17 protein-coding genes are annotated in these 19931 nt (G+C 70.3%); 10 read left to right on the top strand and 7 right to left on the bottom strand.

What is annotated here, in order from left to right; genetic code table 11:
* Positions 1 to 167: 167 nt before the first annotated feature.
* From OH768_RS38555 to ybaK, 4 genes are all read left to right on the top strand, one after another.
* The gene (locus OH768_RS38555) at positions 168 to 1745 is read left to right on the top strand and encodes an oxidoreductase (RefSeq protein ID WP_406460781.1); all 1578 of its coding nucleotides are present in this window, start codon (positions 168 to 170) and stop codon (positions 1743 to 1745) included.
* A gap of 129 nt (positions 1746 to 1874) precedes the next feature.
* A complete protein-coding gene (locus tag OH768_RS38550; RefSeq protein ID WP_406460780.1) occupies positions 1875 to 3008 on the top strand; it encodes a hypothetical protein in 1134 nt (377 codons plus the stop codon).
* An 11-nt stretch (positions 3009 to 3019) separates the two neighbouring features.
* A complete protein-coding gene (locus OH768_RS38545; protein WP_406460778.1) occupies positions 3020 to 3763 on the top strand; it encodes an LON peptidase substrate-binding domain-containing protein in 744 nt (247 codons plus the stop codon).
* Positions 3764 to 3771: 8 nt separating this feature from the next.
* Complete coding sequence (gene ybaK, locus OH768_RS38540) at positions 3772 to 4278, top strand: Cys-tRNA(Pro) deacylase (protein ID WP_406460776.1); 507 nt, start codon at positions 3772 to 3774, stop codon at positions 4276 to 4278.
* A 253-nt stretch (positions 4279 to 4531) separates the two neighbouring features.
* Here the strand turns inward: ybaK and OH768_RS38535 are convergent, their stop codons facing one another.
* From OH768_RS38535 to OH768_RS38520, 4 genes are all read right to left on the bottom strand, one after another.
* Positions 4532 to 5212, bottom strand: coding sequence for a DUF2567 domain-containing protein (locus tag OH768_RS38535; protein ID WP_406460774.1), 681 nt, complete (start codon positions 5210 to 5212; stop codon positions 4532 to 4534).
* Between the two features lie 34 nt (positions 5213 to 5246).
* Entirely contained in the window at positions 5247 to 6074 is an 828-nt protein-coding gene (locus tag OH768_RS38530) for an ABC transporter permease (protein ID WP_406460772.1), read from the bottom strand.
* Positions 6075 to 6138: 64 nt separating this feature from the next.
* Positions 6139 to 7110, bottom strand: a complete 972-nt coding sequence (locus OH768_RS38525; protein WP_406465621.1) for an ABC transporter ATP-binding protein — start codon at positions 7108 to 7110, stop codon at positions 6139 to 6141.
* A gap of 124 nt (positions 7111 to 7234) precedes the next feature.
* On the bottom strand, positions 7235 to 8458 hold the full coding sequence (locus OH768_RS38520; protein ID WP_406460770.1) for an NYN domain-containing protein: 1224 nt from the start codon (positions 8456 to 8458) through the stop codon (positions 7235 to 7237).
* A 226-nt stretch (positions 8459 to 8684) separates the two neighbouring features.
* Here OH768_RS38520 and OH768_RS38515 point away from each other — a divergent pair, with 226 nt between their 5' ends.
* Positions 8685 to 8849, top strand: a complete 165-nt coding sequence (locus OH768_RS38515; protein ID WP_019067731.1) for a hypothetical protein — start codon at positions 8685 to 8687, stop codon at positions 8847 to 8849.
* Positions 8850 to 8932: 83 nt separating this feature from the next.
* Here the strand turns inward: OH768_RS38515 and dnaE are convergent, their stop codons facing one another.
* Positions 8933 to 12472 carry a DNA polymerase III subunit alpha gene (dnaE, locus tag OH768_RS38510; protein WP_406460769.1) on the bottom strand — a complete coding sequence of 1180 codons (3540 nt, stop codon included), beginning with the start codon at positions 12470 to 12472 and terminating at the stop codon, positions 8933 to 8935.
* 178 nt (positions 12473 to 12650) lie between these two features.
* Here dnaE and OH768_RS38505 point away from each other — a divergent pair, with 178 nt between their 5' ends.
* The 4 genes from OH768_RS38505 to OH768_RS38490 all read left to right on the top strand — a co-directional run bounded on the left by OH768_RS38505 (position 12651) and on the right by OH768_RS38490 (position 17401).
* Complete coding sequence (locus OH768_RS38505) at positions 12651 to 13976, top strand: DUF2252 domain-containing protein (protein WP_406460767.1); 1326 nt, start codon at positions 12651 to 12653, stop codon at positions 13974 to 13976.
* Positions 13977 to 14044: 68 nt separating this feature from the next.
* Positions 14045 to 14734 (top strand): hypothetical protein, encoded by a 690-nt coding sequence (locus tag OH768_RS38500; protein ID WP_406460765.1) that lies wholly within the window; start codon positions 14045 to 14047, stop codon positions 14732 to 14734.
* A 92-nt stretch (positions 14735 to 14826) separates the two neighbouring features.
* On the top strand, positions 14827 to 15639 hold the full coding sequence (locus tag OH768_RS38495) for a thioredoxin domain-containing protein (protein WP_406460764.1): 813 nt from the start codon (positions 14827 to 14829) through the stop codon (positions 15637 to 15639).
* Between the two features lie 100 nt (positions 15640 to 15739).
* Positions 15740 to 17401 carry an alkaline phosphatase D family protein gene (locus OH768_RS38490; protein WP_406460762.1) on the top strand — a complete coding sequence of 554 codons (1662 nt, stop codon included), beginning with the start codon at positions 15740 to 15742 and terminating at the stop codon, positions 17399 to 17401.
* On the opposite strand, the gene OH768_RS38485 is transcribed toward OH768_RS38490, so the two are convergent.
* The gene (locus OH768_RS38485) at positions 17402 to 17971 is read right to left on the bottom strand and encodes a dienelactone hydrolase family protein (RefSeq protein WP_406460760.1); all 570 of its coding nucleotides are present in this window, start codon (positions 17969 to 17971) and stop codon (positions 17402 to 17404) included.
* Positions 17972 to 18000: 29 nt separating this feature from the next.
* On the opposite strand from OH768_RS38485, the gene OH768_RS38480 reads away from it, so the two are divergent.
* Positions 18001 to 19107, top strand: a complete 1107-nt coding sequence (locus OH768_RS38480; protein ID WP_406460758.1) for a mechanosensitive ion channel family protein — start codon at positions 18001 to 18003, stop codon at positions 19105 to 19107.
* Between the two features lie 15 nt (positions 19108 to 19122).
* Here the strand turns inward: OH768_RS38480 and OH768_RS38475 are convergent, their stop codons facing one another.
* A complete protein-coding gene (locus tag OH768_RS38475) occupies positions 19123 to 19863 on the bottom strand; it encodes an SDR family NAD(P)-dependent oxidoreductase (RefSeq protein ID WP_406460756.1) in 741 nt (246 codons plus the stop codon).
* Positions 19864 to 19931: the final 68 nt, after the last annotated feature.

Below are 19931 nucleotides of genomic sequence, written 5' to 3'. Positions count from 1 at the left end.
CCAATTCTCTCAGACGGCGATCGGGCGTCGTCCGCGCGTATCAATGGCTGATACAGAACGTGGCCGGAACCCGGAAGATCCCCTTCACGTCTAGTGTTCGGGGCGTCACGGATCGGGCATGAACAGCTGTGCGAAACCCGTGAGTAGTTGAGAGGGATGAAAGAGCAGTGACCGAGGGTGTCGGCATCCGCGCGGGGGATGTGCCGGACGATGCGACCGCCGCCGAGGCCGGTATGTGGCAGGCCTTCCGCAACGGCAGCGTGTACGACCTGAGCAGCGGCGACACCGTCGTCGACGATCCGCACGGCGGTCATCCGTGGGGCCCGGAGCGGACCGTTCGGGCACGGTTCGTGTGCTGGCTGCTCCTGGACGGGCCGCCCGCGCTGTCGGGCCGGGTGACCTCGCTGAAACTCACGGGTGTGCAGATCAGCGGCACCCTGGACCTGGCGGGCGGCACGATCGCACCGTTCGTCGAGCTGAAGGGCTGCCGCTTCGAGCGCGAGATCCTGCTGCCGGAGGCCCGCTTCCAGACCGTACGGCTGGTGGACTGCTCGGTGCCGCGGCTGGAGGCGGCGCGGGTGCACACGGAGGGTGACCTGCATCTGCCGCGCTGCCGCTTCCACAACGGGGTACGGCTGACCGACGCGCACATCGGCACCGATCTGCTGCTCAACCAGGCGATCGTCTACCGGGACCGCACGGGCCGTTCGATCGCCGCGGACGGCATGACCGTAGGACAGGACCTCCAGGCCGAACTCCTCGAATCGCACGGCGAGTTGAGCCTGCGCAGCGCCAAGGTCGGCGTCTCGCTGAGCCTGCGCGGCGCCCGGCTGGCCAACCCGTACTCGCGGCTCGCCCTGAACGCGCCGCAGCTGACCGTCGGCCGCACCCTGTACCTCACCCCGGCCGGCGTCGGCGGCCCCTGGCTGAGCGGCACCACGCCCGCGCGCGGGACCCGCATCCAGCGTTTCACGTGCCAGGGCGGGGTGCGCCTGGACGACGGGCGGTTCGGTGACGCGGTGGACCTGGAGCGCGCCCGGTTCACCTTCACGGACGACCAGGAGCTGTCGCTGCTGCGCGTCCAGGCGCCCGAACTGCGCTTCCTCGGCGAGAAACCGCAGCGCGGCAAGGTGGTGCTGTCGGGGGCCCGGGTCGTCAACCTCATTGACGGCAAGGACAGTTGGCCGGGCCCGGGCAACCTCCACATGGGCGGCTTCGTGTACGAGAACCTCGTACCGCAGGGCCCGTTCCCGCTGGAGGCCCGCCTCGACTGGGTGGCCGCCGCGACCGCCGAGTACAACCCGGAGCCGTACGAGCGGCTCGCGACGGTGCTGCGCAGTGCCGGTGAGGACGAGGACGCGCGCGAGGTGCTGCTCGCCAAGCAGCGGCGGCGCCGGGAGAGCCTGCCCGTCGCGGCCAAGTTGTGGGGGTTCGCGCAGGACTGGACGGTCGCCTACGGGTACCGGCCGGGCCGGGCCGCCGTATGGATGGCGGTGCTGTGGGCGGCCGGTTCGCTGGCCTTCGCGCACGCGGACCATGTGCCGGTGAACAGCGGCGGGCATCCGCTGTGGAGCCCCGCCCTGTTCGCGCTGGATCTGCTGCTGCCGGTGATCGACCTGGGGCAGGTGGGCCAGTGGCAGCTGCACGGGGGCTGGCAGTGGCTGTCCGTGGCACTGATCCTGCTGGGCTGGATCCTGGCGACGACGGTGGCGGCGGGGGCGACCCGGCTGCTCAGGCGGGGCTAGCCCCACCGGCCGCGCACAGCACTCGAACAGATGAGCAAAAGTCACCTTTTACCTGGGCTTGACCGAGACGCGTACAACTTTCCACGGGGTGCTCAAACGGTCTGGCGCACTCCGGATCCCGGTCCTTCAATGGTCGGCACCATGGCTCTGCTGCGCGCTTTCATCCGTACCGCCCGGATGGCAAGGAACACCTCGCGGCTCGCCGCCGGACTGCCGGCCGACGACGAGGTCCTCCTCGACGCGCCCGACGACCGGCTCGGCCCCGCGCTGGTCGCGGCCGGCCGCGGCGAGTACGGGCCGGCCGCCGAGCTGCTGGCCACCACCCGCGCCGCCGCCGAGTGGGAGGACCGCGACCGCTGCACCCGCCGACTCGCGGCCTTCGCCCGCTCCCGTCCCGAGTGGCTGGCCGACTGGCGCGCCACCGCCCCGCACGACCCCGACGCGCTGCTGGTCGGCGCCCAGCTGGCGGTGGACCGCTGCTGGGAGTCGCCGGCCCGCGCCGAACTGCTCGGCGGACTCGGCCCGTTGATCACGGCGGCGGCCGATGCCGACCCGCGCGACCCGGTGCCCTGGCGGATCGCCCTGGACCACGCGCGGGGCACACACGCCGGGCACGCGGGGTTCGAACGGCTGTGGGGCGAGGCGGTCCGCCGCTCGCCGCACCACTACGGCTGCCATGTGGCCGCCCTCCAGTACCTCTCGGCCTCCTGCTGCGCCCAGTGGGGCGACACGCCCCACACCGAGCGGCCCTCCCACCGCGAGTGCTTCGACTTCGCCGAACGGGCCGCGCAGGACGCCCTGCCCTGCTCGCTCGTCCAGGCGCTGCCGGTGCGGGCCGCCTTCGCCTGTCTGACCGACGGCTGCGGCGCCACGGTGCCGCGCGCGCGGCTGGACGCGGCGGCCGACCTCGCGATCGCCCTCTCGGCCGGCTACGCGGCGGCCGACCCCTGGCCCGCCGAGGTCCGCAACCTGCTGGCCTACGTCCTCATCCGCCTCGAACGCTGGCCGGACGCCCTCGACCAGCTGCGCCTGATCGGCCCGTACGCCACGTCCTTCCCCTGGGACCGGATCTCGGACGACCCGCTCGGCCAGTTCCTGGAGGTGCGCGACGGGGTGCGGATCGCGGTGGCCGCGCAACTGCCGCTGGGCGCGCCGGTTCCGCCCGGTCTCACGGCGGTTCCGGGGCGGCCGTGGGGCTTCGTGGACGCGCCGCCGTATCCACGGAGTGAGCACGACGGTCGCGCCCGCTCCGGCGACCACTAGGCTTTTGCGCCGTGACCACCGTCCGGCTGCCGCTCTTCCCCCTGAACTCGGTTCTGTTCCCGGGGCTCGTGCTTCCTCTGAACATTTTCGAGGAGCGCTATCGCGCCATGATGCGCGAACTGCTCAAGACCCCCGAGGAGGAACCGCGCCGATTCGCCGTCGTCGCCATCCGTGACGGCCACGAGGTGGCCCCGACCGCCCAGGGCATGCCGGACCAGACCGCCGTGCCCGAGCGCGGGCCCACGGCCGGCTTCGGCCCCGACCCGCTCAAGGCCTTCCACTCGGTGGGATGCGTCGCCGACGCGGCGACCATCCGGGAGCGCGCCGACGGCACCTTCGAGGTACTGGCGACGGGCACCACCCGCATGCGGCTGCTCTCCGTGGACGCCTCGGGCCCGTTCCTGACGGCGGAGCTGGAGGAGCTGCCCGAGGAGAAGGGCGACGAGGCAGGCGCGCTGGCCCAGGGGGTGCTACGCGCGTTCCGCCAGTACCAGAAGCGCCTGGCGGGCGCCCGCGAACGCTCCCTGTCGACCGGCGACGCGGAACTCCCCGACGAACCGGCAGTGGTGTCGTACCTGGTCGCCGCCGCGATGATGCTCGACACGACGACGAAGCAACGCCTGCTCCAGGCCCCCGACACCGCCTCCCGGCTGCGCGACGAGCTGAAGCTCCTGCGCTCCGAGACGGCCATCATCCGCAACCTGCCGTCCCTGCCCGCGTCGGACCTGACGCGCAACCCGACGAGCCTGAACTGAGACCCACGATGGCGAAGAAGCCCAGGAAACAGCAGCCCCAGTCGGGCGGCACTCCGGCGACCGTGGCCCTGACGGCCGCCGGAGTGCCGTACGAGGTGCACGCCTACGACCACGACCCCGCCCACCCGTCCTACGGCGAGGAGGCTGCCGAGGCGATGGGCGTCTCCCCCGACCGCGTCTTCAAAACACTGGTCGCGGACGTGGACGGCGCGCTGACGGTGGCCGTCGTCCCGGTGGCGGGCCAGCTGGACCTGAAGGCCCTGGCGGCGGCGGTCGGCGGCAAGCGGGCCGCGATGGCCGACCCGGCCCTGGCCGAACGCACCACGGGCTACGTCCGCGGCGGCATCTCCCCCCTCGGCCAGCGCAAGAAGCTCCGCACGGTCCTCGACGACTCGGCCGCCGCCCACCCCACGATCTGCGTCTCGGCGGGCCGCCGCGGCCTGGAGGTCGAACTCTCCCCCGAACACCTGGCAGCCCTCACCGCAGCGGTACTGGCCCCCATCGGCCGTGCGTGACCCCTCGACGCCGGCCCCGTCCTCGGTTAAGCACAAGGGGCATGTCGAAGAAAACCAGGAAACGAAAGTGGCGCATCAAAAAACGCCGCTCGAACCATGGACACCGGCCGGCGTAGGTAAGTCGGGTCAGTTGTAGTCAGCCCGTCCGGCGTTTGAGGACGAGGCCCCTTCAGGGCCGAAGCGGGGGTCTGGGGGCGGCAGCCCCCAGGTACGGGACGGGTAGGGGCGGCGGTGGCGGAGAAACCCCCCGCCCCTACGACAGCGGCGCCCCGTAGACGTCGGTCGGAACACCTTGCGGCTCAGGATCCCGCGGCCCGAACAGCGCCGTCAGCCCCAGGTGGACAACCAGCGCGGCCACGGACCAGGCCAGCAGCGCCCCCTTCGCCCCCAGCTTCAACGGCGCGGAGAACGTAACCCCCTTGCCCACGGACTTCGCGTGCGCGAGGACGTCCTTCGTCGGCCCCAGCCACATCCCCAGCCGCCAAGCGAGCAACGAGGCGAGCAGCCCACCCACGGTCAGCGCGACCACCAACGCCACTCCCCCACGCCGCCGCAGCAGAAACGCGGCAAGCGCACTCAGCACGCCAAAACCGACCGCGAGCAGAGTGAACGTTCCGTCCACCCCCACCGCCTGCTCGCCCTCGGAGTCCTTGAGGTAGACGACCCAGCTCTTGTCGACCACGTCCCCGACCAGCGGCACATGCGGTGCCAGCCACCACCACAGGAGCCCGAGCAGCACCCCGCCGAGCGCCACGACGACCGTGGCGACCACCGCCTCGATCACTTCGGTCTTCAGTCCGGGGCCGTCCTGTCCGTAGGACGCGTCCTGCGGGCCGTGCGCGGGGTACCCGGCGCCCGGGTCGCCCGGCGGCTGCCACGGGTCGTGCGGGGACTGGTCACGCGGCGGCGGAGGCGGAGTCAGCGGTGCGGTCACAACGCCATCGTGCCAGGCCCGGCTGTGCGGCGCGTCACCGGACGGCAGCACGACGGTAGGCCCAGGCGGCGACGGCCAGCGAAACGACGCCGACCGCGGCGCATACGGCGAGGTCACCGAGGACGAGCGCCCAGTCGGGGTGCGCCGCGAAGGTATGCGCGAAGGCCTCGACGCCGTAGGTCGAGGGCACCAGGTCCCGCAGGAACCGCACCGCGTCCGGCATCCGGTCGGCCGGCAGCACCCCGAGCAGCAGCGCCGCCGACATGCCCAACTGGCCGAGCAGCGTGGCGAGTTCGGGCCGCGGCGCGAGCAGCCCGAGGGCGGCGCCGAGCCCGGCGAGGGCGGCTCCGGCGAGCGGGATGACCGCCGCCAGGATCCAGATGTTGCCCATCGGCAGCCCGAACAGCACGCATCCGAAGACGGCGGTGAGCGCGGTTCCCGGCACGGTGAAGGAGGCGTACGCGCCCGCGGCGCCGAGCACCACGGCGGCGGGCGGCACCGGCAGGGTGGCGTAGTGGTCGAGCCCGCCGCTGCCGCGCAGCTGGCCGAAGTACTGCGCGAGCAGGTTCAGCCCGACGTAGGCGACGACCAGCACGGACGAACCGGCGACGACGAACCGGGCATCATGACTCCCGCCGTCGACGACCCCGCGCATCATGATCAGGATGCCGACGGACTGGAAGGTCGCCACGAACAGCAGCGGGATCCGCGCGACCCGCGCCCGGGACAGCTGCGCCCGGTACACGGCGGCCAGTGAGGGCCACAGCCGCGCCTTCGGCCCCAGCTCGGCAGCGCCTGCCCCGGCGGCCTCCGGCACGGCCAGCGGGCCACTCGGCAGAACATCGGCGGATACGACACTCACGTCGCGCTGCTCCTCTCGACGCCGGCAGTCGCCCTGTCCCATACGGATACGACGGCCCGTGCACTCATGCCTTCACCAGCCCCTGCCCGTTGCCGCCCAGCGTCAGATACACGTCCTCCAGGCTGGGCGTGGCCAGGGTGAAGTCGTCCAGGGCGGCGAAGGCGGCCCCGCCGGTCACCGTGGCGACGGCCACCCGGGCCTCCTCGGGGGCGAGCCTGAGCGTCCAGCGGCGGCCTGACTCGACGGCCCGGTCCCGCAGGGCGGCGACCTCCGGGACGTCCAGCGGCGGTTTCTCCCGCCACACCAGCTCGACCCGCACCTCTCCGGCGACCTGTTCCTTGAGCCCGGCGGGGCTGTCGCAGGCGATGACCCGGCCCTGGTCGAGGACGGCGACCCGGTCGAGGACGGTCTCGGCCTCAATGACGTTGTGGGTGACGAGCAGCACGGTGGTCCCGCGCTCGGCCCGGCGCCGGTCGACGGCGGACCACACGGCCCGGCGCGCCACCGGATCCATCCCGGTGGTCGGCTCGTCGAGCACCAGCAGCGGGCGCTCCCCGACCAGCGCGGCGGCCACGCACGCCAGCCGCCGCTGCCCGCCGGACAGCTTCTTGAGCGGCCGCCCGGCAATGGCCGTAAGGCCCAACTCGTCCAGTACGGCGTCCCGTTCGGCCCGCGCCTCGCGCAGTTCCAGGCCGCGCAGCCGCCCGGTGGTCTCGGCGGCGAGCGATACGGTCAGTTCGTCGAGCGCGGAGGACTCCTGGCCGAGGTAGGCGAGGATCCGAGCGGCCCGCTCAGGGTGGCGCACGATGTCGTGCCCGAGGATCTCGACGCTGCCGGCGTCGGGCCGCATGAGCCCGGTGAGCTGGCGTACGAGGGTGGACTTGCCGGCGCCATTCGGTCCGAGCAGTCCGAAGATCTCGCCCCGGCGGATGTCGAGGGTCACCGCGTCGGTGGCCCGTACCTCGGGGGTGCCCGGCGCACCGCGCCGACCGCGCACCGCGGGATAGGTCTTGCCGAGTCCGCGCACCGCGCACACGACATCCCCACCGTGTCGAAGTGCCTGTCCCGCGCGCGTACTCACAAGGGACGAGACTACGGGGTCCGCGGCCCCCGCCCGCTCGCGGGTCGGTCGAGAACCGCAAATACCCCGGTAAAGAGCGTCAATCCCCCGCGGGGGCGTGCTCGGCCGCCGTGCGTACGTCGATCTCGCGCCAGAACCCGGCCCGGATCGCGTACCGGTCGTGCTCGTCGATCTGGTCGTCCTTGTGGGCGAGAAGTCCGAAGCGGGCCGCGTAGCGCAGCAGTTCCCCGTCGATGCGGTGCGGGACGCGGGGATACATTCCGGAGAGTTTCTGCAGGTGGGCGCCCTGGTCGCCGAGGCGGCCCATCCACCGGCGGGCGAACACCTGTCCGACCTCGAAGGGGTCGCCGCCGACCGTGGTGATGTCCTCCTCGCGGTCGGCCCAGCGCTGCTCGGCGGTGGTCAGCTGCGCCAGCGTCGGCATCGAGGCGACCTCGGGCGGCTCGGCGGCGCCGCCCGGCCGGTCGACCCACCCTTTGTCGGAGGACCAGCGCAGGGTCGCGCTCGCGGGATTCTGCGCGGGAGCGGCGGCCCCCGGGGCCTTCAGGCTCGCCAGGTCCTTCGGGGTCGGCACGCCCTTGGGCGCGGGCACCCGCTCCTGCGTGCCGTTCTCCGAGCCGGCCTCCGCCGCCGCGTGCTCACCCTCCTCGACCACCCGCTCGCGCGCCGCCGGCGCGGACTCGGGCAGCGGCGCGGACAGGATCGCGGCGATCTCCGGCCTGGGCACGGGCTGCGGCGCACACACCCCGCCGAGGTCCTTCGCCCGTACGGCCTTGGTGATCCACGTCCGGTCGAGCACCCGCCGCTCGTCGGCCTCGGCGACCAGGTCCTCGGACTGGTTGTAGTCCCCGTCGGCGGCCTGCACGGCCCACAGGTGTACGGCGACGCCGTGCTCCTTGGCGGCCATCATGCCCGGCAGCAGGTCGCCGTCGCCGGTGACAAGGACGACGTCGGAGCAGGCGCGGTTGCGGGCCAGTTCGGTCAGTTCGGCGTGCATGGCGGCGTCGACGCCCTTCTGCGCCCAGCGGCCGTCGCTGCGGGTCAGGGCGCCTAGGCGGACGGTCACGCGGGGCATCACGCGCAGCCTGCGGTGCTCGGGCTGCGGGACGCGGTCGGGGGCGCCGTCGAACCAGTAGATGCGGAGCAGGGGCCGTTCCGTGTCGGACTCGGCGCGCTCGCGCAGGCCCTGGATGAGGGCGGCGTGATCGACGGTGATCCGGGAACGCGAGGGCTCTCCGGCGAGGAGACTGGCCGCCGCCCCCAGCAGATACCCGGCGTCCACCAGGACGATGCAGCGGTCCACGCGACTCACCCTCTTCCCGGTCGGTTTTGCTTCGGGCTCGCTTCGAGTCTGCCCGACCGCACTGGGGTTAACGGCCCGAAACTCGATCTTCGGCGTGGCGTTTCGGTGCTTCCGTCTCGCACCAACCATGTCACACACGGTAATTATCCGAAATGCGTTCTTCGTCAGCCTATGTGAATCTGGTCGCGGCCCTGGCCCCTAGATCCCCTTCAGGAGGCAGATCACCATGGCCAAGAACAAGCACCGTGACCGTAAGCAGCCGCAGTCGGAGCGCGCCCAGGAGCAGGCCACGTCGTCCTCGATGGAGGCACAGGCCGAACAGCGCATATCCCAGGCGACGCCGAGCGACATGGCCCGCAAGGGCAAACAGAAGCGCTTCGGCCACAACTGAGGCCCGTTTCAAGGGTTGTTGAACGACTGAGGGGCGCATCCGTTGGCGGATGCGCCCCTCAGTCACTTCTGCAAGTCCGTTGCTCAGCCCGCCAGGCAGGCCGGGCCGAGCAGCACCTTCAGGTCGCCGAACAGCGCCGGGTCGGGCTTCACCCGGTGCCGGTCCAGGCGCAGCACGGTGGTCTTCGTCGGGCCCTGGAGCCTGATGCGGACCTCGCTGTCGCCGCGGTGGTGGCTGAGGATCTCACCGAGCCTGCTCACCATCGGCGGGGTGACCCTGGTCGCCGGGATGGTGAGGATCACGGGCGCGTTGGTGCCCACGTTCGACACGTCCGGGACCTGCATCTCCATCGCGACAAGACGGGGCACGTCTTCCCTCTTGTCCAGGCGCCCCTTGACGAACACGATGGTGTCCTCGACGAGTTGGGTCGAGATGAGCTGGTAGGTCGCCGGGAAGAACATGCACTCGATGGAGCCCGCGAGGTCCTCGACGGTGGCGATCGCCCAGGCGTTGCCCTGCTTGGTCATCTTGCGCTGGAGGCCCGAGATGATGCCGCCGATGGTGACGACCGCGCCGTCCGCGTGCTCACCTCCGGTGAGCTGGGCGATGCCCGCGTCGGCCTTGTCGGACAGCACGTGCTCCAGCCCGAAGAGCGGGTGGTCGGAGACGTACAGACCGAGCATCTCCCGCTCCTGGGCGAGGAGATAGGTCTTCTCCCACTCGTCGGTGGTGAACTCCACGTCGAGTCCGAAGCCGGGCTCGCTGGTGTCCTCGTCGCCCATGCCGCCGAAGAGGTCGAACTGCCCCTCGGCCTCCTTGCGCTTGACCGCCACCACGTTGTCGATCATCGGCTCGAAGTGCGCGGTGAGGCCCTTGCGGGTGTGCCCGAGGGTGTCGAACGCGCCTGCCTTGATGAGGGATTCGGTGGTGCGCTTGTTACAGGCGGCGGCCTCGACCTTGTCCAGGTAGTCGGGGAAGGAGGCGTACTTCCCCTTCGCCTTGCGGGACCTGATGATCGAGTCGACCACGTTCGTGCCGACGTTGCGCACGGCCTCCAGGCCGAAGAGGATCACGTCGTCGCCCTGGGCGGCGAAGTTGTGCACCGACTCGTTGACGTTCGGCGGGAGCACCTTGATCTTCATGCGCCGGCACTCGTTCAGGTAGATCGCGGACTTGTCCTTGTCGTCCTTGACCGAGGTGAGCAGCGCCGCCATGTACTCGGCCGGGTAGTTGGCCTTGAGGTAGGCGGTCCAGTACGAGACCAGGCCGTACGCGGCGGAGTGCGCCTTGTTGAAGGCGTAGCCGGCGAAGGGGACCAGGACGTCCCACAGACCCTGGATCGCCTCGTCGCTGTAGCCGTTCTTCCGGGCGCCCTCCTGGAAGATGGTGAAGTTCTTCGCCAGTTCGTCGGGCTTCTTCTTGCCCATCACGCGGCGCAGGATGTCGGCCTCGCCGAGCGAGTAACCGGCGACGATCTGGGCGGCCTTCTGCACCTGCTCCTGGTACACGATCAGGCCGTAGGTGACCGCGAGGACCTCTTCGAGGGGCTCCGCGAGCTCCTTGTGGATCGGGGTGATCTCCTGGCGCTTGTTCTTGCGCTCGGCGTAGTTGATGTGCGAGTTCATGCCCATCGGGCCGGGCCGGTACAGGGCCGAGACGGCGGAGATGTCCTCGAAGTTGTCGGGCTGCATCTGGCGCAGCAGCGAACGCATCGGGCCGCCGTCGAACTGGAACACGCCCAACGTGTCGCCGCGGCACAGCAGTTCATAGGTCTTGGGGTCGTCCAGCGCGACGTCGAGGAGCTGGAGCTTGACGCCCTTGTTGCTCTCCACCATCTTGACGGCGTCGTCCATGATGGTGAGGTTGCGCAGGCCCAGGAAGTCCATCTTGATCAGGCCGAGCGACTCGCACTGCGGGTAGTCCCACTGTGTGATGGTCACGCCGTCCGTGTGCCGCACCCAGATCGGGGCGTGGTCGACGATGGGCTCGCTGGACATGATGACGCCGGCGGCGTGCACGCCCATCTGCCGGACCAGGCCCTCGACGCCCTTGGCGGTGTCGATGACCTTCTTGACGTCCGCCTCGTTCTCGTACATCCCGCGGATCTCGCCCGCCTCGCCGTAGCGGGGGTGCGAGGGGTTGGTGATGCCGTCGAGGTCGATGCCCTTGCCGAGGACGTCGGCGGGCATCGCCTTGGTGAGGCGGTCGCCCATCGCGTACGGGTAGCCCAGCACGCGCGCGGAGTCCTTGATGGCGTTCTTGGCCTTGATCTTGCCGTAGGTGCCGATCATGGCGACCTTGTCGGCGCCGTACTTCTCCGTCACGTACCTGATGACTTCGACGCGCCGACGCTCGTCGAAGTCGATGTCGACATCGGGCATGGAGACGCGCTCGGGGTTGAGGAACCGCTCGAAGATCAGGCCGTGCGGGATCGGGTCGAGGTCGGTGATGCCCAGGGCGTACGCGACGATCGAACCGGCCGCGGAGCCTCGGCCGGGGCCGACCGCGATGCCGTTGTTCTTGGCCCACATGATGAAGTCGGCGACCACGAGGAAGTAGCCGGGGAAGCCCATCTGGATGATGACGTCCAGCTCGTACTCGACCTGCTTCTGGCGGTCCTCGGGGACGCCGCCCGGGAAGCGGCGCTCCATGCCGAGGCGCACCTCCTCCTTGAACCAGGTGACCTCGGTGTAGCCCTCCGGGATGTCAAACTTCGGCATGAGGTTCTTGGCCTCGAACATGCCGGTGGTGTCGATCTGTTCGGCGACCAGGAGGGTGTTGCGGCAGCCCTCCTGCCAGGCGTCCGAGGAGTCCACGGCGTACATCTCGTCGGTGGACTTCAGGTAGTAGCCGGTGCCGTCGAACCGGAAGCGGTCCGGGTCGGAGAGGTTCTTGCCGGTCTGGATGCACAGCAGGGCGTCGTGGGCGGTCGCCTCGTGCGCGTACGTGTAGTGCGAGTCGTTGGTCACCAGGGGCGGGATGCCGAGCTTGCGGCCGATGTCGAGGAGGCCGTCACGGACCCGGCGCTCGATCTCGATGCCGTGGTCCATCAGCTCCAGGAAGTAGCGGTCCTTGCCGAAGATGTCCTGGTACTCGGCCGCCGCCTTGAGGGCTTCTTCCTCCTGGCCGAGGCGCAGCCTGGTCTGCAGCTCGCCCGAGGGGCAGCCGGTGGAGGCGATGAGCCCCTCGGACCACTGGGAGATGGTCTCCTTGTCCATGCGCGGCCACTTCTGGAGCCAGCCCTCGGCGTACGCGTCCGAGGACAGCTTGAAGAGGTTGTGCAGGCCCGTCTTGTTCGCCGCCCAGATCGTCTTGTGGGTGTAACCACCGGAACCGGACACGTCGTCGCGCTTCTGGTGCGGCTGGCCCCACTGGATCTTGCGCTTGTTGCGCCGGGACTCGGGGGCGACGTACGCCTCGATGCCGATGATCGGCGTGACGCCCGCCTTCTTGGCCGTGTGGAAGAAGTCGTAGGCACCGTGGAGGTTGCCGTGGTCGGACATCGCGATGTGGGTCATGCCCATCTCGTTGCACGCGTTGAACATGTCCTTCAGCCGCGCGGCACCGTCCAGCAGCGAGTACTGGGTGTGGACGTGCAGGTGCGTGAACGGCGGCTTTGACACGGCTTGGCCTCCAGGGGAAACAGTCGACAACAGACAGCGGGCGGTCTGGGGGGACGAGACCGAATCCTATGCCTCACCACTGACACAGGGCGGGCACTCCCACGTACCTTCAAGCGTTGGAAAGTGACGACAGACCCGTCACATGTCATGCACCACCCGTACCAGGAGGCACAGAGCGATGTCGGTTCCGCAGCTCAACGACGAGCACCGCGGCGAGGAGATCCTCGCTGTCTTCGACACCGCCTTCGGCGAGCTCCTGGCCGCCGACCCGGCCGCGTTCCGCGTGAAGTTCCGGAAGATGGCGGCCTCCGCCTTCGCCTTCTACCGGGGCACGGCGGCCCTCTTCTATCACGACCTCGACGCGGAGAAGCGGGGCGGCCCCTACCTGGACGACCGCACCTCGCGCGTGTGGATCCACGGCGACCTGCACGCCGAGAACTTCGGCACGTACATGGACTCCAACGGCCGCCTGGTCTTCAACGTCAACGACTTCGACGAGGCCTACGTCGGCCCGTTCACGTGGGACCTGAAGCGCTTCGCGGGCTCCATCGCACTCCTCGGGTACGCGAAGGCGCTCAGTGACGAGCAGATCACCGAGCTGGTGAAGATCTACGCGGGCGCCTACCGCGAGCGGGTGCACGCCCTGGCGACCGGCGCGAAGAGCGACGAGGTGCCGCCGTTCACCCTGGACACCGCCGACGGGCCCCTGCTGGGCGCGCTGCGCACCGCCCGCTCGCTGACCCGCTTCGAACTGCTGGACTCGATGACGGAGATCCGTGATTTCGAGCGCCGGTTCGCGTCGGGCGGCGGCTCCATCGAGCTGGACGCGGCCACCCGGTACAAGGTCCTCGCGGCCTTCGACGGCTACCTGGAGACCCTCCCCGAGTCCTCCCTTGACCGCCCCGACTCGTACCGCGTGAAGGACGTCGTCGGCCGCCGCGGGATCGGCATCGGCTCGGCCGGGCTGCCGTCGTACAACATCCTCCTGGAAGGCAACAGCGACGCCCTGGAGAACGACGTCGTGATCTACATCAAGCAGGCCCAGACGCCGGCCGTCTCCCGGCACATCACGGATCCGGCGATCCGGGACTACTTCCAGCACGAGGGCCACCGCACGGTGATCTCGCAGCGCGCCCTCCAGGCGCACGCGGACCCGTGGCTGGGCTGGACCGAGCTGGACGGCTCGGGGCAGCTGGTCGCCGAGGTGTCGCCGTACGCGGTGGACCTGGACTGGAGCGACATCGACGACCCGGAGGAGATCGCCGCCGTCGTCGCGGACCTCGGGCGGGCCACGGCCACCATGCACGCGGCGGCCGACGACCAGTCCGGCGAGTCCCTGGTGCCGTTCTCCACCGAGCGGGCCATCGACGCGGCGATCGCGGCCGACGAGGACGGCTTCGCGGGCGTCCTGGTCGACTTCGCGCACGACTACGGCGCACGCGCGCGCGGTGACCACCAGATCTTCGTCGACCTGTTCCGCAACGGCCGGATTCCGGGTCTGTAACCATCCGTACGCTCACAGGAACCCTTTAGGGGTCCCTTACCGGAGCACATGACAGACTCACCTCCGCTATGGACATATCCGGGATCCAGCTCAGGGCCGTACGCGCGGCGCTGTTCACGGCACTGGTCGTGACGCTCAGCACCGCGTCGCACGTGCTGCTGTCCCGGGTTCCGCTTCCGTTCGGCACGGTGGCCGTAATCGCGGCCACCGTGTTCGTGCTCGCGTACGCGCTGGCGGGCCGCGAGCGCGGCTTCGGCCGCATCGCCGCACTGCTGATCCCGCTGGAACTGGCCGCCGACACGGTGTTCACCACCGGCCAGCACGCCTGCTACGGCAGGGCGGGCGGCCCGGTCGCCGGACCGCTGCGCGCGGTCGGCCTGGACGTGCTGTGCAGCGGCGGCAGCGTGGGCACCCCGCTGGCCCGGATGACCGACAATCCCCAGCAGGCGGCGGCGCTGCTCGCGCACACCGACGCCACCGCCGCCTGGCTGCTGCTCGGCGCGCACATCGGCGTGGGGCTGCTGGCCGCCGCGTATCTGCGCCGCGGCGAGCGCGCGCTGACCGAACTGCTGCGCGCGGCTACGGCGGTCGGATTCCGGCCACTGTTGCTCGCCGTGACCGCGATGACGGGCCGGCGCACCCCGGCGGTCGGCCGGCTGCCGCGCACCTCGCACCGTACGGCCGGCGCCCGTGAGCGCCTGCTGGTGCACTCCCTGGGACGGCGTGGACCGCCGTGCTCGGTCCTCCTCGCGGTCTGAAACAGCACCGCGCGCCCAAGCACCCCCAGTAGTCAGTCCCCCATACCTATTCCGCGCACCACACATGCGCGTCCCTGATGGAGATCACCACCATGAGCAAGCGGAACAGCGCGGCCGCCAAGACGCAGGCCCGTGAGCGGCTGCGCGCCGAGCGCGAGCGCCAGGCCAAGCGCGCCAAGGTCAAGCGGCAGCTCATAGTCGCCGGTTCGGTCGTCGGCGTCCTCGCGATAGCCGGCGGTATCGGCTACGCGGTCGTGCAGGGCAACAAGCCCGGCTACTGGGAGGCGGCGAAGGACGACAAGCTCGTCAAGCCGGCCAACACCACCGGCACCAACGGCACCACCGTCGTTCTCGGCAAGAGCACCGCCAAGAAGACCCTCGTCATGTACGAGGACCCGCGCTGCCCGATCTGCGCCCAGTTCGAGCAGACCGTCGGCTCGACCGTGAAGAGCGACTGGGACGCCGGCAAGTTCAAGATCCAGTACGTCGGTGCCACGTTCATCGACAACAAGGACAACGGCGAGGGCTCCAAGAACGCGCTGAGCGCCATGGGCGCCGCGCTGAACGTCAGCCCCGAGGCCTTCCTCGAGTACAAGACCGCTCTCTACTCGACGAAGTACCACCCGGACGAGACGACCGACACGTTCAAGAACGACTCGTACCTGATCAAGGTCGCGAACACGGTCCCCGCCCTGAAGAACAACACGGCCTTCCAGAAGGCCGTGAAGGACGGCACCTACGACAAGTGGGCGCTGGACATGTCCGCCACCTTCGACAAGAGCGGGGTCACCGGCACCCCGACCCTGAAGATGGACGGCAAGACACTGACCGGCTCCGACGGCACGAACGCGCCGATGACGGTGGCCGACTTCACCACGGCGATCACGGCGGCCCTCAAGGCCTGAGCCGTCCGGCCATCTCTTTGTGAGACACGCGGTACAACAGCGGGCGAACTTTTACGAGTTCGCCCGCTGTCGCTAATACTGATCAGTAACCTGGTCGCTCGTGACCAGTCGATACAGAGCAACCGAGGGCGCCAACTCGCCCTTCCCGCGCCGCCGTACGGTCGTCAAGGCCGCTGCCGCCACCGCCGTGCCGGCCGGCCCGCTCGTCGCCGCGCTGCCCGCCGGGGCCGCGACCGAGACCCCCTCCTTCCTGCACGGGGTCGCCTCCGGGGACCCGCTCCCGGACGGCGTCCTGCTGTGGACCCGGGTGACGCCCACCGCCGAGGCGGTCCCGGGTTCGGGGCTCGGCCCGGACACCGAGGTGAGCTGGACCGTCGCCACCGACAAAGCGTTCACGAACATCGTCTCCAGGGGCTCGCTCACCGCGACCGCCGCCTCCGACCACACCGTCAAGGCCGACATCCGCGGCCTGGCCCCGGCCACCGACTACTTCTTCCGCTTCTCGGCCGGCGGCGCCGACTCCCCGGCGGCGCGCACCCGCACCGCGCCGGCGGCGGACGCGAACGTCTCCGCCCTCCGCTTCGGCGTCGTCACCTGCGCCGACTGGGAAGCGGGCTACTTCTCCTCGTACCGCCATCTCGCGGCCCGCAACGACCTCGACGCCTGGTTGCACCTGGGCGACTACATCTACGAGTACAAGTCCGGCGAGTACGCGGCGCGCGGCACGGTCGTACGGCCGCACGCGCCGCTGAACGAGATCATCACGCTCGCCGACTACCGCACCCGGCACGGCAAGTACAAGACGGACCCCGACCTCCAGGCGCTGCATCTGAAGGCGCCGGTCGTCGCGATCTGGGACGACCACGAGTTCGCCGACAACGCCTGGTCGGGCGGCGCGGTCAACCACACCGAGGGCGCCGAGGGCACCTGGACCGCACGCCAAGCAGCCGCGAAACAGGCGTACTTCGAGTGGATGCCGGTCCGTCCCGCCATCGCGGGCACCACCTACCGCCGCCTGCGCTTCGGCAAGCTCGCCGATCTCTCACTCCTCGACCTGCGCTCCTTCCGTTCGCAGCAGGCGAGTTCGGGCAGCGGCTCGGTCGACGACCCGGACCGTACGATCACGGGACGCGCCCAACTCGACTGGCTGAAGGCCGGGTTGAAGGCCTCGGACACCAAGTGGCGGCTGGTCGGCAACTCGGTGATGATCGCGCCGTTCGTCATCGGCTCGCTCACCGCGGACCTGCTCAAGCCGCTCGCGAAGCTGCTGGACCTGCCGCAGGACGGCATCGGCGTCAACACCGACCAGTGGGACGGCTACACCGACGACCGCCGCGAACTCCTCGCCCATCTGCGCTCGAACGCGATCGGCAACACGGTCTTCCTCACCGGCGACATCCACATGTCCTGGGCCAACGACGTGCCGGTGGACGCCGGCACTTACCCGCTCTCGCCGTCCGCGGCAACGGAGTTCGTGATCACCTCGGTGACCTCCGACAACCTCGACGACATAGTGAAGGTGCCCGAAGGCACGGTCTCCGCGCTCGCCGCCCCGCTCATCCAGCTCGCCAACCGGCACGTCCACTGGGTCGACACGGACCGCCACGGCTACGGCGTCCTCGACATCACGGCCGACCGGGCGCAGATGGACTACTACGTCCTGTCCGACCGCACCTCGGCCACCGCGACCTCGTCCTGGGAGCGCTCGTACCGTACGCGCAGCGGCACACAGAAGGTCGAGCGGACGTACGACCCGGTGTAGCTACAGCGTTTCGAGGAAGCCGAAGGCCACCCGCCAGGTGGCCTCGGCGGCCTCCTCGTCGTAGTCCGGGAGGCCGGGGTCGGTGTACAGGTGGCCGGCTCCGGCGTACCGGTAGATCTCGACGTCGGCGCCGGCTCTGCCCATCTGGAGGTACCAGGAGCTGAGCCAGTCGTCGGTCTCGAACTGGTCCGGCTCGGCGACATGCAGCTGGACCGGGAGGTCGTCGACGGAGGCCGTGGCCGCGATGTCCGAGGTGCCGTGCAGGAGCAGCAGTCCGCGGGCCTTCTCGTCGCCGAGGGCGAGGGTCTGGGCGATGGAGGCGCCGAGCGAGAACCCGGCGTAGACGAGGCCGCGCTCGGAGTAGGGGGCGGCGGCCAGCACGGCCCGCTTCAGCAGCTCGTCCTTGCCGATCCCGTCGTTGAAGGCCATGCCCTCCTCGACCGTCTCGAACGTATGCCCCTCGAAGAGGTCCGGCGTCCACACCTCGTGGCCCGCGGCGCGCAGCCGGTCGGCGGCCTCGCGGACCGCCGGCCGGAGTCCGTACGTCGAGTGGAAGAGCATGATGTTCATGAAGCCATCGTGCCAGTACGGTCGGACACATGGAGAACGTACTGCGCCCGCTGATCGTCATCGGCGGCTCCGTGGTCCTCACGCTGCTCATCGGCTGGGTCACCGACCTGCTGCTGCGCAAGGCGGACGCCCGCCACGACGACACCACGCTGTGGGGCCTGCTGCGCCGAGGCCGAATCCCCTACCAACTGGTGCTCTGCGCGGCCTTCCTGAGAGGCTCCTACGACCAGGCACAACTCCTTGAGGAACACCGGGTCGGCATCGGCCAGACCCTGACCCTGGTGCTGATCGGCGCCACCGCCTGGCTGATGATCAGGGTCGCGGCGGCGATCGTGGAGTCGTCGTACGCGCGCTACGCCCGCGCCTCCCGCGACGCGGCCCGGGTCCGCCGGGTCCGTACCCAGGTGACGCTGATCACGCGGGTGGTGGCCGCGATCGTCGGCGTGGTGGCGGTCGCCTCGATGCTGCTGACGTTCCCCGCCATGCGCGCGGCCGGCGCCTCGCTGCTGGCCTCCGCGGGCGTCCTCGGCATCGTCGCCGGTGTGGCGGCGCAGTCGACGCTCGCCAATCTCTTCGCCGGGCTGCAGATCGCCTTCGGCGACATGGTCCGCATCGGCGACACCGTGGTCGTGGACGGCGAGTGGGGCACGATCGAGGAGATCACCCTGACCTTCCTCACGGTACGGACCTGGGACGAGCGCCGGATCACCATGCCGGTGTCGTACTTCACGTCCAAGCCGTTCGAGAACTGGTCGCGCGGCACCCCGCAGATGACCGGCATCGTCTACTTCCAGGTCGACCACTCGGCGCCCGTAGACGCGATGCGCGAGCAGCTCCGCGAGATCCTCCGCGCCTGCCCCGCCTGGGACGGCCGCAGTTACGGTCTGGTCGTCACCGACACCACCCCCAACACCATGGAGGTGCGGGCCCTGGTCACGGCCAAGGACGCGGACGACATCTGGACGGTACGGGTCACGGTCCGCGAACAGATGATCCGCTGGCTGTACGTGGAACACCCGTACGCCCTCCCCCGCGTCAACACGGCGGACGCGGCACCGGTACCGGGCGAGAACACGTTCCCGAACGGCGGGGGCGCACGCCCGGCCCACGAGCCGCCGGGAGCGGACCGCGGCTGAGCGGTACCAAGCGTCTCAACGCCCGCGCTCGGCACCACCGTTGACCTGGATCACCTGCGAGGTGATGTGCCCGGCGGCCGGGGAGGCGAGCCAGTGCAGGGTCGCGGCGATGTCCCCGGGGGTACCGGCCCGCCCGGTCGAGGTGTCGCGGATCATCCGCTCACGCCGGGCCTCCGCGATCTGTGGTCCGAAGAACTCGGTGTCCTCGATGTACCCGGGCGCGACCACGTTCACGGTGATGCCGCGCGGCCCGAGATCCCGGGCCAGATCATGGGCGTACGGGTGCAACGCGGCCTTGGCCCCGCCGTACGCCCCGCTCCCCGACCCCCGGTACGCGGCGATGGAACTGACGAACAGCACCCGCCCGCCCGGCTCCGCGAGCCGTGACTTCAGGGCCTCGGTGAGGAGCGCGGCGCTCAGGGTGTTGCTGCGGAAGTTGACGGTCCAGTCGTGCGCGACGGCGTCCAGCGCGTCGCCGCTGCCGCCGGCCGGTTCCAGGGTCCCGTTGCCACCCGCGCTGTGCACCAGCACGTCCACCGTGCCGAACTCCTCGGCGACGAACCGCGCGACGCCCCGCACCACTTCGGGCTCACTGAGATCCCCGGCGTACGTCAGCGCCCCGGGCACCCCGGCCTTCTCCAGCACCTCACGCCGCCGCCCGAGCAGCAGCACCCGATCCCCACCGGCCACGAAGGCATGCGCCGCGGCGAGCCCAATTCCCGTACCACCACCACTGATTACGACATTGCGAGCCATGACAAGAGCGTACGCGCAGCCGCCGACGGCGCCGAGCCCCCACGGAAACGTCCACCCTCCAGCCGACG

Source organism: Streptomyces sp. NBC_01622, from assembly GCF_045209635.1.
GTDB lineage: Bacteria > Actinomycetota > Actinomycetes > Streptomycetales > Streptomycetaceae > Streptomyces.
The sequence above is the reverse complement of the archived record's forward strand: the minus strand, read 5'-3'. Positions and strand labels throughout refer to the sequence as shown.

Bases quoted from the DNA above. Each gene is read 5' to 3' on its own strand.
- OH768_RS38550 (WP_406460780.1), top strand. From the start codon at position 1,875: ATGGTCGGCACCATGGCTCTGCTGCGCGCTTTCATCCGTACCGCCCGG.
- ybaK (WP_406460776.1), top strand. From the start codon at position 3,772: ATGGCGAAGAAGCCCAGGAAACAGCAGCCCCAGTCGGGCGGCACTCCG.
- OH768_RS38515 (WP_019067731.1), top strand. From the start codon at position 8,685: ATGGCCAAGAACAAGCACCGTGACCGTAAGCAGCCGCAGTCGGAGCGC.
- OH768_RS38505 (WP_406460767.1), top strand. From the start codon at position 12,651: ATGTCGGTTCCGCAGCTCAACGACGAGCACCGCGGCGAGGAGATCCTC.
- OH768_RS38500 (WP_406460765.1), top strand. From the start codon at position 14,045: ATGGACATATCCGGGATCCAGCTCAGGGCCGTACGCGCGGCGCTGTTC.
- OH768_RS38495 (WP_406460764.1), top strand. From the start codon at position 14,827: ATGAGCAAGCGGAACAGCGCGGCCGCCAAGACGCAGGCCCGTGAGCGG.
- OH768_RS38485 (WP_406460760.1), bottom strand. From the start codon at position 17,971: ATGAACATCATGCTCTTCCACTCGACGTACGGACTCCGGCCGGCGGTC.
- OH768_RS38480 (WP_406460758.1), top strand. From the start codon at position 18,001: ATGGAGAACGTACTGCGCCCGCTGATCGTCATCGGCGGCTCCGTGGTC.
- OH768_RS38475 (WP_406460756.1), bottom strand. From the start codon at position 19,863: ATGGCTCGCAATGTCGTAATCAGTGGTGGTGGTACGGGAATTGGGCTC.